Below are 11,779 nucleotides of genomic sequence, written 5' to 3' on the forward strand. Positions count from 1 at the left end.
CGAGGACGTGAGCGGGACTCATCGCCCGCTGCGGCGCGTCTCGGCGAACTCACGAACCGCTTCTTTCTGGTCGGGGCGCAGACTATCGGTTGCCTGTGGGAATTCGGGCACCTTGTCGCTCAGCAGAACCGAGGGGCATTGCCCTTCGAAGTTACCCAAATTCGGACGGTGCTGCACATATCCGGCGAGCTCGGCGAGTTCGGGAGAGAACTCTTTTGCTACTGCTGGCGGATAGGCCAGCCAGAGATTCTCGTAGGGTTTGAGCCAGCCGAGACTGTAGCCGATTACGACACCGCGGCGGACATCCTCGGTCTGGTTTGGTCCTGCTCCATGGACGGTGGAGCCAAGAAAGCAGATGGCATCGCCGGGCTTGCCAACAGCGACTATGGGATCGTCGAGACTTTCGAGATTGTCGACAGGCTTCCTGTGCGTCCCGGGGTAGATGCGTGTCGCGCCATTGAGGCGAGTAAATTCAGTCAGCGGCCAGATGACGTTGAGAAGATATTCGTGATCGCCCTTGCGGCCTGCCCACATATCCTGATCGCAATGCGGAAACTGTTCTATCTCGCCGGGATGGATCGCGATCGCCTGGGCGACATTGAGCTGTATCCGGTCGCAGGCGCTGCCGAGAATTGCGCGGGCGAGCGATAGGACTAGCGGCTGCAGGACCAGATCGCCTGCGACCTGCGACCGGCGAAGCAGGCTTCCGAACCGTTTGGTCCGATGGCCATAGAAGTCTCCCTTGCCGAGGGGTGCCTGCGCAAATGCGCCTTCCAGGTCGGCATCGAGTGCGGCGATCTGTTGCTCGGCGACAAGCTGCGGAATGATGCAATAGCCATCCTCTTGCAGCTGATCGAGCCAATACGCCTCGCTCGGCCCAGTCATGCTGCCAGCTCCATGCCGCCATAGGCTTCCGGCTTAGGATTGCGGTAATAGATCCCTGCGTTGGCGAGTTGCGCGCGTGTATCCTGGTCGATGTCGATGCGAAGAGCGACAAGCTGCTGCCCATCGATAGAAACGCACGGTCCAAGCTGCTGGCAGCGCCAGCCGAACTGGGCGATCTGACGGAACCAGGGCACCGGGGCGACCGCCGAATAGCCAGAGATCCCTTCCGATATTGCAAAATCGGCGAGTGCGGAGACGAGCTGGTTGCGAACACTCCGGCGATCAGCGCGCGGCAATGTGGGATCGATACAGAAGCGGGTAATCTCGCGAAATGCCTCATCCTGCGGAACCGGTCCGGTGCACAACTGCGGAAATAGATCGCGCAAGATATGAGGTCCGTCAGAACGCAGCAGACGGGCCGATGCACGATGCTCGCAATTTTCACCGGTGAGGACGAGATAGGCGGCGGAGGGCGTATCGAACTGGTCGATTTCGAAGGTCCCGTCGAGCACCGGAACGTCCCACCCAAGAAGATCCACGAACACGCGCTTGCGCGCCTCGAACATGGCGCGAAGTGCCGGATCGACCAGGCTTGCGCCATTTATACCGCTGCTTTGCTGCATGAAGATTACCTGTGAACTTGATGACTGCTCGCATCTCATCAAATCCGGATAGGCAGCGACATACCAAGAACTGGGGAGGGACCCGTCTGGCGCTCTACAGTGCGAGTTTACTGACCGCCCACCCTGTGCGATGAGCTTCAGCGTTTGAAAATCAACAAGATACGACAGGTATCCTATCGGTCCGATTCTGTTCATCCCGAGAAGGTCACAAGCTGGCTATGAATGCAAAAGTCATCACGAATTTCCAGCTTGGCAGCCGCGAATCCTCTTCGGCGCCGGATGTCTTGCCCCTGGCTACAGAGCATGCGCTGCAATCCGCGGGAGCTGCTTTCCATGCGCTCGCCGACACCATGCCGCAGATGGTGTGGTCGACTCTTCCCGACGGCTCCCACGATTATTACAATGCGCGCTGGTATGAATTCACGGGTGTCCCTGTCGGATCAACCGACGGCGAAGGATGGGCCGGGATGTTCCATGAGGATGACCAGGCCGACGCATGGAAGAAATGGAACCACTGCCTCGCTACCGGCGAACCGTACGAGGTTGAATATCGCCTGCGGCATCACAGCGGTGATTATCGCTGGATGATCGGTCGTGCGCTGCCGATCCTGAACGAGCAGGGTGAGATTCAGCGCTGGATCGGCACTTGCACGGATATCGACGAGCAGAAGCGCACCGCCCTCCAAAACGAAATCCTGAGCCAGGAGCTTAGCCATCGCATCAAGAACATCTTCGCGATTGTTTCCGGTTTGATCAGCCTGACAGCGCGCGCAAATGAAGCGTTCGGTGAAGCGTCGCGCGATTTGCTAGGCCGGATTTCCGCGCTGGGGCGCGCGCACGAATTCGTCCGGCCGCACAGCGAAAAGTCCCAGCCCGAGGGCAGGGAAGTGACCCTCGCCACGCTGCTTGCGACGATCTTCGAGAGCTATCCTGCCCTTTCCGAAGGAAGGATTGCGATTTCCGGCCCCGATATCGCGGTCGAAAGCCGCGCCGCCACGCCGGTCGCATTGGTGTTCCACGAGCTGGCCACCAACGCGATGAAGTACGGAGCTCTGTCCAATCCTGAGGGAAGGATTTCGCTGGACCTGTCGATCGAGGACGAGATGGTCCGCTTCCGCTGGAGGGAACACGGAGCGCATATCGACAAGGCGAGTGAGCCTCAAATGGGTTTCGGAAGTCGCCTCATCGAGTTGGCCGTGAAGCAACAGCTAGGAGGCAATTACGAGAGAACCTGGCATGACGATGGCGTTGAACTCGTCATGGATGTCCGAAAAAGCAGGTTGCAGGAGCCTAGTTGAAGAAGAGCCTAAGACGGGCTGGCGGATCGATTTTTTCGCCCTTCCGGACCGCAATGACATAGTCGAGAACCTGCTTGAGAATGCTAAGATCGACCGGTTTTTCCAGCGCGCCCAGTGTTCCGCTCACCCCTTCGCCGAGTTGTGCGGGATTGGCGGTTACGAAAATAACCTCGATCCCGAAAGCCGCAGCAAGCTTCTCGCCGATCCTCGGACCTGTGGCTCCATCGGCCAGATTAACATCGACGAGCGCCACATCGATCGCTTCTGAAGCCTTTGCCAATGCCGACTCCATGTCGTCGGCTATGCCTGCGGATTCATGACCGAGATCGTGAACCACCGCCTCCATTTCGACAGCTATGAGGAATTCGTCTTCGACAATCAGAATGGTGGTCGGCATGGAAGGCTATCAAAAGTTAAATGACAAGGCTCTGTAGTGAGGGACGGACAGGGCGCATATTCGTTCCCTCGCCTCGTTGCATCCGGCTTCGATCGAAATAGCTTCAAGACGCGCACCCGTTCCGACGGCATTGCTTCACGATCGGGCGCCAGGACCACGACCAAAGAGCGTATCTATGATGGGGCATTCCGGAACATCACCGCCTTCGCAGCGGGCTGATACATCGGCTAGCGTGCGCTCCAACCTAGTCAAATCAGCAATTTTAGCTCGCACGCTGGCCAGATGGTTATTGGTCAGATCCCGAACCTCGCCGCAGCTGTAGTGGTGCGAATCAACGAGGCTGAGCAGGCTTTTGAGCTCCTCGATCGAAAAACCCAGATCGCGGCCGCGCAAGATAAAGCCGAGCCGCGCTTGGTCGCCGGGTGTATAGAGCCTGTGCCCGCTTGCCGTACGCTCGGGAGGCTGAAGCAGACCGATGTTCTCGTAGTAGCGGATTGTCTCAAGGTTGCAGCCCGACCGTCTGGCCAGTTCTCCCCGTTTGATCACTTGCGATGCTGTCATCAGCCATATGCCAATTAGTGCTTGAACCTGTAGTTACTACAGGGAGTACATTGGTTTCCATGGTCGATCAAATGCACAAGAACGCGCAGCGCTTATGGGCGAGCGGCGGGGCGCTCGGCGCGATACTCGCCTCGTCCTGCTGTATTGTCCCGCTGTTATTGCTGAGCCTTGGCATCAGCGGCGCGTGGATCGGCAATCTCACTGCGCTCGAACAGTACAAATGGACGTTCATCGCTGCAGCGGTCCTCTTTCTCGGGCTTGGATTCTGGCGCGTCTATTTTCGGCAAGCCGAACCTTGCGAAGACGGAACATATTGCGCGCGGCCCGGAGCAAACCTGCTCGTCAAAAGCTCCTTGTGGCTGGCAACCGCTTTGATCGGTGCATCGGCCACCGTCGATTGGTGGGCGCCGCTATTCTATTAGGAGTTCGAAAGATGAAGAAGACGATGATCGCCGCAGTTGCGATATTGGGGCTGGCCGGAGCGGGAATCGGAGCAGCGACCCTGTTGCCGCAAAACTCCGACGAACGGGTTCAACAAAATCCGGCAATTCTGCAAACGGCGAGCTTTGCGGTCGAGAATATGACCTGCGCGACCTGCCCGATCACAGTGCGGCGCGCAATGGAGGGCGTTGCGGGCGTGGAAGACGTCACGATCGATTACGAGGCGAAAACCGCCATCGCCCGGTTTGACCCTGCACAAACGACCACCACTGCCATCGCAGCGGCGTCGACCGACGCCGGTTATCCGGCGACCCTTGCGGCGAGCGCGCTATGATCGAACTGAAGTCCGAGATCACATGCCCTACTTGCGGGCATAAAAGGATCGAAACGATGCCGACGGATGCCTGCTGGTTTTTCTACGATTGCCATGGTTGCGGTGTAAAACTCCGCCCCAATGCGGGCGATTGCTGCGTCTTCTGCTCATTCGGCACCATCCCCTGCCCGCCAATCCAGGAAACGCGTGCCGATGGCACGGGCGCCACATGTTGCGGAGGACGATGAGATGAATACGCGATACTTCGATCTTATAGCGCTGGGTGTTGGCATGGCAGCCGTAAATGCCGCCAACAAATGCGCCTCAGCCGGTTGGTCGGTCGCGGTAGTCGACGAACTGCCTTATGGCGGCACCTGCGCCCTGCGCGGCTGCGATCCGAAGAAAATGCTCCGCCGCGGGGCGGAAATCATCGACGCAGCGCGGCTCATGCACGGCAAGGGCATCGAACCGAACGACATCGCCATCAACTGGCCCGATCTGGTCGCCTTCACGCAGACGTTCACCGACAAAATGCCCGGTCGGATCGAAACCGGTCTGGAGAGCAACGGCGTCACTACCCTTCACGGGAAAGCGCGCTTCGTCGGCGAAGATACCGTCGAAATCGACGGCATGGGGCAGTTTCAGGCAAACCATTTCCTGATCGCAACGGGTGCCAAGCCGCGGACGATAGATGTTCCCGGCTCCGAACACCTTACCGACAGCACCGAGTTCATGCGGCTCGATGCGCTGCCCGAACGCATCCTGTTCATCGGCGGCGGCTTCATCTCGTTCGAGTTTGGCCATATCGCAGCACGCGCGGGCAGCAAGGTGTGCATCATCGACCGTGGCGAGAGACCGCTCAAGGGTTTCGATGCCGATCTTGTCGAAAGACTCGTTGCGCGGGGCGAGGAAGTCGGCGTCCAACTGCGACGGCGCACGTCACTCAAAGCGATCGAGAAGGACGGGACGGGTTTTCTTGTCACGGTAGAAACTGACAACAAAACGAGAGATTTGCGGACCGATCTCGTCGTCCACGGCGCGGGCCGCGTCCCGGCAATTGACCGGCTTGACCTGGCCGCAGCCAATGTCGAGGCAGGTGACAAGGGCGTTGAGGTCAACGCCTACCTGCAAAGCACGTCCAACCCCAAGATCTACGCTGCCGGCGACGCGGCCGACACGCAAGGCGCGCCGCTTACGCCTGTCGCGGTTTTCGAGGGCAAGGTAGCTGCATCCAATATGCTCAAGGGCAATCGGACAAAGCCGGATTATGCAGGCGTACCGAGCGCTGTATTTACGGTACCAGAGCTCAGCCGTGTTGGCATGCTCGAAGAGGAAGCACGAGAGGCCGGACATGATATCCGCGTCGTCGAAAATGACACCGGCGACTGGTATTCCAACCTTCGCGTTGGCGAAAGCTGCGCTGCCACCAAGGTAATCATCGACAATGACAGTGACACCATCCTCGGCGCTCATTTGCTCGGACCGGAGTATGGCGAGATCATCAACTTCTTCGGTTTGACCATTCGACTTGGACTGACAACAAGCGATCTCAAGAAAATGGTGTCGGTATATCCGAGCGTTGGCTCCGATCTTGGCTCCATGCTATCATAGATGCGCCTCGCTTGGTCCAGTAAAGCCATCATCGGGTAATCCGGATTGCGATCGACAGTCGAAATCTCGATAGAGGTCAGATGATGACCTTCCTCGCATATCTCGGTGCCGCAATTGCTGAAATTGCGGGCTGTTTCGCTTTCTGGGCGTGGTTGCGTATGGACAAGTCGGCTTGGTGGCTTGTTCCGGGCGTGGCCTCACTTGTCCTTTTTGCCTATTTGCTTACGCTCGTCGATGCGGAGCATGCAGGTCGGACCTACGCTGCCTACGGCGGGGTCTACATTCTATCCGCGTTATTGTGGCTTTGGATCGCAGAAGGCGTGAAGCCCGATCGGTGGGACACTCTGGGCGTGGCGATCTGCCTCGTAGGCGCCGGCGTTATCTTGCTCGCCCCCAGACCGGTATGAGGCAGATCCTTATGGGGCCGAAGGAAATATCCCACGCGTGCGATTGGCAATCGCTACCAGCGACAACATGACAGGCACTTCTACAAGTACGCCCACAACCGTCGTCAATGCCGCACCGCTGCCAATGCCAAACAGACCGATGGCTACAGCGACGGCCAGCTCGAAAAAGTTGGACGTTCCGATCAGCGCACAGGGCGCGGCAACTGTATGCGGAACTTTCCAGGCCTTGGCGGCACCATACGCGATGAAAAAGATTCCGTAACTCTGTACAATGATTGGCGCGGCGATGAGTGCGATCAGCAGTGGGCGGGCAACGATAGTTTCCGCCTGGAATCCGAACAAAAGGACCACCGTTAGCAGAAGACCAAGAATGGAGAGCGGTTTTATGCGTCCGATGAACTCGGATACCGCCGCTTCACTGCCGCCATGCGTCCCCAGCAGTCGATGCCGTACAAAGGCTCCAGCTGCCAGCGGCACGACGACATAGAGCGCGACCGAGAGCAGCAGCGTCTCCCACGGCACGGCTATGTCGGTAACGCCGAGCAGCAGCGCGACGATGGGCGCGAAGGCTACGACCATGATGAGGTCGTTCGCCGCCACTTGTACCAGCGTATAGGCCGGATCACCCTTGGTGAGCTGCGACCATACGAACACCATCGCTGTGCATGGGGCCGTACCCAACAGGATCAGGCCAGCGATGTATTGCTGAGCGTCATCGGGCGCGATCAGGTCCGCAAAGACGACCTCGAAGAACAGCACGCCGAGTGCAGCCATCGTGAAGGGCTTGATTAGCCAGTTGACCACCAGCGTGATGATGAGGCCCTTTGGCTTGTCGCCTACGCGGCGCACCGCGCCGAAATCGACGGCTACCATCATCGGGAAGATCATCGCCCAGATCAGCACCGCGACGACGAGATTGACCGAGGCGTATTCGATGGCTGCAAGCGAGGCGAAGATGCCGGGTGCAATATTGCCGAGCGCAATCCCGGCGAGGATCGCTCCGCCGACCCAGATCGAAAGCCATTTCTCGAACAAGCCCAGACCCGCCGCGCGGGCATCGATTTCAGCAGTGGTTGTGCTCACTGCTTGTCAGCCTCGTGGCCAATGGCTTGCAGTTTTTCGCGCAAGGCCAATTGTTCCAGGCTCGCAATCGGTAGCGCCAGCATCAGGTCGATGCGGCGCTTCAACATGCGGAAGGCATCGAGGAAGGCCGCTGCCTTCTCGGCATCGCTACCCTCGACTGCAGCTGGATCGGGAATGCCCCAGTGCGCCGAGGTCGGACGACCAGGCCAGACCGGGCAAGTCTCCGCCGCTGCGCTGTCGCAGACCGTAAAGATCAGATCGAACTCCGGCCCATCGGTAAACTCGCTCCAGCTCTTGGAAGAATAGCCCTCTGCCGGATAGCCAAGCGTCTTGAGCGTATGGATCGCCCAGGGGTTCACCGTGCCGGTCGGATAGCTTCCCGCGCTGTACGCTTTGAAGCGGCCCTCGCCGTCATGATTGAGGATTGCTTCGCCCAGAATCGAGCGAGCAGAATTGCCCGTGCACAGGAACAGCACGTTGAGCGGTTGATCGGACATGGGTTGCCTCAGCAGCAGGAAGTCTTGGCCGGGGCCAACTGCGGCGCGCAGCAGGCGCTTGACGCAGCGTTGGCGGAAGCGAGCTGGTCGAGGTCAGGGCTGCCGCCGTAGGTTGTGCTTTCGCTTTCGGTCAGGAAGGCTTCCCACACCACGCCATCAGGATCGGCAATCCAGCTCTTTTCCGATTGCGCGTAGCAACAGGTCGTCGCGCCTTCTTCCAGCACCGGACGATCAGCAGCCTTGAGGCGGCCATAGACCTCTTCAAGCTCGACCTTGTCCTCGACCTGCAAGCCTACATGCTCGATACCCTTGACCGCCTCCTCGCGCATAGAGATCGCGAAGTTGATGCGCGGATCGTCAAGCATCCACTTGGCGTAGTCGGCCTTCAGTACGGCAGGCTCGGCACCGAACAGGCTCGAATAGAAGGCAACGGATTTGTCGATGTCGGTCACGCCGACATGCACATGGAAGCGTTTCATCAGGCGCTCTTTCGTTGAGGAGAAGGAAGGCAGGTGGCGTCCTCGGAACAGGACGTATCGTCGGAACAGGATAGGCCGCCGCAGCAGTTTTCGGTGAGGTAGCCCATCAGGCCATTCATCGCGGCATAGTCCGCCGAATAGATGATCGAGCGGCTTTCGCGCCGCTGGGTGACCAGTCCCGCATTGGCCAGTTGGGCAAGGTGAAAGCTCATCGAAGACGGAGGCACGTCGAGCTTTTCAGCCAGCACCCCGGCGGCAAGTCCCTGCTCCCCTGCCTGCACCAGCAGGCGGAACGCAGCGAGGCGATGCTCCTGTGCCAGGCCAGAAAGGGCACGAATGACGCGGTCGGCTTCCATCGCTCACTCCAATGATTCGATAAATATCGAAATATGGAGTGTAGCGAGCCTGGTCAAGCCGTATCGCGCCAACGGATGATATCGCCGAAACCTATCAGACCATCGAACAGTGCCGAAACCACGAGCGACTGTTTACAATGGACCTGATAACGCTCGCGCGCCACCTTGAGATGCTGAATAACTGTCTCCGAGCTGATACCGAGAATCATGGCGACCTCGGCCGCCGTTTTGCCCCGCGCTACCCACAAGAGACATTCACGCTGCCGGTCGCTCAAAGCAGGCACCGGCTTTTGAGGACACTGGCCACTCAAACCCAGAGCGCAGCTCAGGGCTAGCGTTCCGACCATTTCAGCCAAGGCGAAAAGCCTTCGAGGCAATTTCTTCTCGGGCTTCACGGCGAAAGTGCAGGTACCCCGCCCGATACCCGGGAGGTGCCGGGGAACGGTATAACCGTTCCCGATTCCGCATTCGCGACCCACTGCCAGCATCTGCCGATCGCCGCGTGTCAGTGGAACAAGGTCGTCGATCCAGTCCCAGGCGAACCCGATTACAGTTTTGTCGCAGGCTCTGCGCACCGGATCCTGGCCAGCGAGATCGAAAGCGACGTAAACCTTGGCCCATTCGTCGGGATAATCATGCAGGAGCAAACCCGGATCGTCCCGAGATGCCGACCTCGTCTCCAGGCTGAGCGCAAAGTGGTCAAAGCCCAGGCGACGGGAAACCTGTCCCAGCGCTCCGTCGAGCTCGGCATCCGAGCGCACGTTGATGAGTTCCGATGCGAATTGCTCGGCTAGGTGAGAATGCATAGACCCGCCATCCGATCGGCAGGGCGCCATCCAACACGCCGCAGTCCGATCGCCTGCCCGATGCAGGACCGGAGGGTTCCATTCCATCCGCTCTCGCTGTTGCAGTTGCGACCCTGTGGGTCAGTTTACAGGACCACCCCGGCAAACGCCCCAGCGGTCGATTAAAACCATAGTGCATTCAAGGCGTTTGGGAAGCGCGCCGTCCTCGCGCGCTAAGTAAATCACGATATCCTGAAGCCGCCATCTGGCGAGCTTCTACGACGAGACGCTGCGTTTGGCGGCGCGCGGATGAAGTCTTCCAGTCGATCGCACGCAGATCGGTCTGAGACAATCCGAGGATAGTTGCGAGTTCACGAGTGGTCGGGTTCTTGCCCGCTGCTTCGTCAAGAGCATCGAGTAGCTTCAGCATCAGCAGGAACCGGTGCGATTGATAGGGTGTCGGTCGGAGCGGTGAAGCAACGGTACTGACTGTCTGGCCGGATGGTCGCGAGTTGAAGAACTGCAATGCGGTCAATCGTGTCTCGAGCGACTCATCGGCAGAAAGAAGATACGAAATCTTTTGTCCCGGCACCGGCTGCACGACCTTTAGCCGGTAGCGCTGCCAGCGCTCAGTCAGGACAAGATGGCGCTCTTGGTCATCTGCTTCATCGGCGACGACAGCCGCGGTGGCGAGGATAGCATCGCAGTCAGCGGCAGCCAGTACGATGACCTGTGGGTTGTCTTCGGCGCGCCAGATAGCAGGGTTCTCATTCGACGAGAGCTTGGGATCGATCGGGAAATTCGAGGCCCCATGTTCTCGCCATACGACGGGAAGCTGCAGTTCGCGCATTGCTGATGCCGCTTTGCGAAGTCTGATCGAATGCGCGTCGATATGCGTTGTTTCGGCGCAGGAATTCCTGCGCGAAGTCGCAAAGATCGAGTTCGCCGAACTGGGTCTCGCCGTCTGATGGTCGAGCCATGGAGCACCTCCTTTCTCACCGATCGCGCTAGAGGAGCCAGCACCGGGCGGACATTCCGAGACCAAGGTATCTCCTTCCCCAGTATTGGGGATGTTTGATCTGATGTTGGTTGAAACCGTGGCGTTCTTAGAGACGGCGACTACCGCCGCCACAAGGGCATCCAAAACGGCTCTACTCACCTCTTGCCAGTCATTCCTATCTTAGGCAGATTGACTGTGCGCGGATTGATATTTTGGCACCGTCCGCGTGGATATTTCCGCCGGACATCATGCACGCCGGTCCATCGCAGGCCCGGCGGCCGAACCGATCAAGGGGCACAAGCCAGGGCCCGGACGGCGGCACAGACCTGGAACCCGCACGCAGTTCGCCATGGCGAACTCAGGCTGCGGTCGCCTCCAAGTTCAAAGCATGACGCAAATTGCCGCCGAAGTTCGGCACCAATCTCCGCAGTGCGTGGGCCCCGCATATTGCGCTGCGAAAGTGAGCCGAACGGTCGGCCGCCGCCGCACACTCGATGCCCTCTACCGCGAGGAACGGGCTGGACTGATCGCATATTTTGCCCGCCGCGTGGGGCCCGAACGCGCCCGCGACCTAGCACAGGATGTGTTTTTGCGTGCAGCGACCAGCAAGCAGCTAACGGAGCTCGTCAATCCGGCAGGCTTTCTGAGGCGGATTGCATTCAACTTGCTGGTTGACGAGGCGCGACGGCAAAAGTGCCGGATCAGGACGCAGCCACTTCTGGAGAACGCAGACGCGCCAAGCCGCGCCGCGCAAGAAGATGCCGTACACGTTCGTGAAGCCCGGCACGTGTTGGAAGTCGCGCTCGCGGAGCTCCCGCAAAAGACCGCGCGTATCTTCGCGATGAATCGTATCGAGAAGAAATCCTACCGTCAGATACATCTCGAGCTAGGCATCGCGCTGCCCACCGTCGATTATCATATGATGAAAGCTCTAGCGCATTTGCGCCAAGCGCTGGGGCACAGTCGGTGACTGCAACCACCCGGCAAAAAGAGACCCCCTCAAACTTTTATTTCAAATGAAACTAAGGTGTTCGAAAAAGTGA

General features: G+C 59.0%; 18 protein-coding genes. 7 read left to right on the forward strand and 11 right to left on the reverse strand.

All coding sequences use genetic code 11. The features are described 5' to 3' along the window. Positions 1-18: 18 nt before the first annotated feature. Together FHS75_RS10410 and FHS75_RS10415 are read right to left on the reverse strand one after the other, a co-directional pair. Positions 19-885: a phytanoyl-CoA dioxygenase family protein gene (locus FHS75_RS10410; RefSeq protein ID WP_179407661.1), complete on the reverse strand. Its 867-nt coding sequence runs from the start codon at positions 883-885 to the stop codon at positions 19-21. Next, positions 882-1,703: an acyl-homoserine-lactone synthase gene (locus FHS75_RS10415; RefSeq protein WP_229735543.1), complete on the reverse strand. Its 822-nt coding sequence runs from the start codon at positions 1,701-1,703 to the stop codon at positions 882-884. The genes FHS75_RS10410 and FHS75_RS10415 overlap by 4 nt, the downstream gene beginning before the upstream one ends. A gap of 23 nt (positions 1,704-1,726) precedes the next feature. Here FHS75_RS10415 and FHS75_RS10420 point away from each other — a divergent pair, with 23 nt between their 5' ends. Next, entirely contained in the window at positions 1,727-2,806 is a 1,080-nt protein-coding gene (locus tag FHS75_RS10420; RefSeq protein ID WP_179407662.1) for a sensor histidine kinase, read from the forward strand. On the opposite strand, the gene FHS75_RS10425 is transcribed toward FHS75_RS10420, so the two are convergent. After that, positions 2,799-3,203: a response regulator gene (locus tag FHS75_RS10425; RefSeq protein WP_179407663.1), complete on the reverse strand. Its 405-nt coding sequence runs from the start codon at positions 3,201-3,203 to the stop codon at positions 2,799-2,801. The genes FHS75_RS10420 and FHS75_RS10425 overlap by 8 nt on opposite strands. 135 nt (positions 3,204-3,338) lie before the next feature. Then, a complete protein-coding gene (locus tag FHS75_RS10430) occupies positions 3,339-3,764 on the reverse strand; it encodes a MerR family transcriptional regulator (RefSeq protein WP_179407664.1) in 426 nt (141 codons plus the stop codon). A 59-nt stretch (positions 3,765-3,823) separates the two neighbouring features. On the opposite strand from FHS75_RS10430, the gene FHS75_RS10435 reads away from it, so the two are divergent. The 5 genes from FHS75_RS10435 (at position 3,824) to FHS75_RS10450 (ending at position 6,536) form a co-directional block, all read left to right on the forward strand. Further along, positions 3,824-4,186, forward strand: coding sequence for a mercuric transporter MerT family protein (locus tag FHS75_RS10435; RefSeq protein WP_179407665.1), 363 nt, complete (start codon positions 3,824-3,826; stop codon positions 4,184-4,186). A gap of 11 nt (positions 4,187-4,197) precedes the next feature. Next, positions 4,198-4,539, forward strand: coding sequence for a heavy-metal-associated domain-containing protein (locus FHS75_RS10440; protein ID WP_179407666.1), 342 nt, complete (start codon positions 4,198-4,200; stop codon positions 4,537-4,539). Then, positions 4,536-4,766, forward strand: a complete 231-nt coding sequence (locus tag FHS75_RS18090) for a GDCCVxC domain-containing (seleno)protein (protein ID WP_280526265.1) — start codon at positions 4,536-4,538, stop codon at positions 4,764-4,766. Before FHS75_RS10440 ends, FHS75_RS18090 begins: the two co-directional genes overlap by 4 nt. A 1-nt stretch (position 4,767) precedes the next feature. Continuing rightward, the gene (locus FHS75_RS10445) at positions 4,768-6,129 is read left to right on the forward strand and encodes a dihydrolipoyl dehydrogenase family protein (protein WP_179407667.1); all 1,362 of its coding nucleotides are present in this window, start codon (positions 4,768-4,770) and stop codon (positions 6,127-6,129) included. Positions 6,130-6,209: 80 nt separating this feature from the next. After that, positions 6,210-6,536 (forward strand): YnfA family protein, encoded by a 327-nt coding sequence (locus tag FHS75_RS10450; protein WP_054522830.1) that lies wholly within the window; start codon positions 6,210-6,212, stop codon positions 6,534-6,536. A 9-nt stretch (positions 6,537-6,545) separates the two neighbouring features. Here FHS75_RS10450 and arsB read toward each other — a convergent pair whose 3' ends face one another. The 7 genes from arsB to FHS75_RS18255 form a co-directional block, all read right to left on the reverse strand. Beyond that, on the reverse strand, positions 6,546-7,619 hold the full coding sequence (gene arsB, locus FHS75_RS10455; protein ID WP_179407668.1) for an ACR3 family arsenite efflux transporter: 1,074 nt from the start codon (positions 7,617-7,619) through the stop codon (positions 6,546-6,548). Then, entirely contained in the window at positions 7,616-8,116 is a 501-nt protein-coding gene (locus FHS75_RS10460) for an arsenate reductase ArsC (protein ID WP_179407669.1), read from the reverse strand. Before FHS75_RS10460 ends, arsB begins: the two co-directional genes overlap by 4 nt. A gap of 8 nt (positions 8,117-8,124) precedes the next feature. Then, the gene (locus FHS75_RS10465) at positions 8,125-8,595 is read right to left on the reverse strand and encodes an ArsI/CadI family heavy metal resistance metalloenzyme (protein ID WP_179407670.1); all 471 of its coding nucleotides are present in this window, start codon (positions 8,593-8,595) and stop codon (positions 8,125-8,127) included. After that, a complete protein-coding gene (locus FHS75_RS10470; RefSeq protein ID WP_179407671.1) occupies positions 8,595-8,951 on the reverse strand; it encodes an ArsR/SmtB family transcription factor in 357 nt (118 codons plus the stop codon). Before FHS75_RS10470 ends, FHS75_RS10465 begins: the two co-directional genes overlap by 1 nt. A gap of 53 nt (positions 8,952-9,004) precedes the next feature. Further along, entirely contained in the window at positions 9,005-9,757 is a 753-nt protein-coding gene (locus FHS75_RS10475) for a LuxR family transcriptional regulator (protein WP_179407672.1), read from the reverse strand. Between the two features lie 178 nt (positions 9,758-9,935). Further along, complete coding sequence (locus FHS75_RS10480; RefSeq protein WP_179407673.1) at positions 9,936-10,586, reverse strand: DNA -binding domain-containing protein; 651 nt, start codon at positions 10,584-10,586, stop codon at positions 9,936-9,938. Beyond that, entirely contained in the window at positions 10,504-10,716 is a 213-nt protein-coding gene (locus tag FHS75_RS18255; RefSeq protein WP_373284992.1) for a transcriptional regulator domain-containing protein, read from the reverse strand. The genes FHS75_RS10480 and FHS75_RS18255 overlap by 83 nt, the downstream gene beginning before the upstream one ends. A 480-nt stretch (positions 10,717-11,196) precedes the next feature. Here FHS75_RS18255 and FHS75_RS10485 point away from each other — a divergent pair, with 480 nt between their 5' ends. After that, positions 11,197-11,706 carry an RNA polymerase sigma factor gene (locus FHS75_RS10485; protein ID WP_179407674.1) on the forward strand — a complete coding sequence of 170 codons (510 nt, stop codon included), beginning with the start codon at positions 11,197-11,199 and terminating at the stop codon, positions 11,704-11,706. The last annotated feature ends 73 nt before the right edge of the window (positions 11,707-11,779 follow it).

This window comes from Novosphingobium marinum (assembly GCF_013408095.1).
In the GTDB taxonomy this organism is placed as follows: domain Bacteria; phylum Pseudomonadota; class Alphaproteobacteria; order Sphingomonadales; family Sphingomonadaceae; genus Novosphingobium; species Novosphingobium marinum.

Coding starts and splice junctions, on each gene's coding strand:
- FHS75_RS10410 (WP_179407661.1), bottom strand. CDS start 885: ATGACTGGGCCGAGCGAGGCGTATTGGCTCGATCAGCTGCAAGAGGAT.
- FHS75_RS10415 (WP_229735543.1), bottom strand. CDS start 1,703: ATGAACAGAATCGGACCGATAGGATACCTGTCGTATCTTGTTGATTTT.
- FHS75_RS10420 (WP_179407662.1), top strand. CDS start 1,727: ATGAATGCAAAAGTCATCACGAATTTCCAGCTTGGCAGCCGCGAATCC.
- FHS75_RS10425 (WP_179407663.1), bottom strand. CDS start 3,203: ATGCCGACCACCATTCTGATTGTCGAAGACGAATTCCTCATAGCTGTC.
- FHS75_RS10430 (WP_179407664.1), bottom strand. CDS start 3,764: ATGACAGCATCGCAAGTGATCAAACGGGGAGAACTGGCCAGACGGTCG.
- FHS75_RS10435 (WP_179407665.1), top strand. CDS start 3,824: ATGGTCGATCAAATGCACAAGAACGCGCAGCGCTTATGGGCGAGCGGC.
- FHS75_RS10440 (WP_179407666.1), top strand. CDS start 4,198: ATGAAGAAGACGATGATCGCCGCAGTTGCGATATTGGGGCTGGCCGGA.
- FHS75_RS18090 (WP_280526265.1), top strand. CDS start 4,536: ATGATCGAACTGAAGTCCGAGATCACATGCCCTACTTGCGGGCATAAA.
- FHS75_RS10445 (WP_179407667.1), top strand. CDS start 4,768: ATGAATACGCGATACTTCGATCTTATAGCGCTGGGTGTTGGCATGGCA.
- FHS75_RS10450 (WP_054522830.1), top strand. CDS start 6,210: ATGATGACCTTCCTCGCATATCTCGGTGCCGCAATTGCTGAAATTGCG.
- FHS75_RS10460 (WP_179407669.1), bottom strand. CDS start 8,116: ATGTCCGATCAACCGCTCAACGTGCTGTTCCTGTGCACGGGCAATTCT.
- FHS75_RS10465 (WP_179407670.1), bottom strand. CDS start 8,595: ATGAAACGCTTCCATGTGCATGTCGGCGTGACCGACATCGACAAATCC.
- FHS75_RS10470 (WP_179407671.1), bottom strand. CDS start 8,951: ATGGAAGCCGACCGCGTCATTCGTGCCCTTTCTGGCCTGGCACAGGAG.
- FHS75_RS10475 (WP_179407672.1), bottom strand. CDS start 9,757: ATGCATTCTCACCTAGCCGAGCAATTCGCATCGGAACTCATCAACGTG.
- FHS75_RS10480 (WP_179407673.1), bottom strand. CDS start 10,586: ATGCGCGAACTGCAGCTTCCCGTCGTATGGCGAGAACATGGGGCCTCG.
- FHS75_RS18255 (WP_373284992.1), bottom strand. CDS start 10,716: ATGGCTCGACCATCAGACGGCGAGACCCAGTTCGGCGAACTCGATCTT.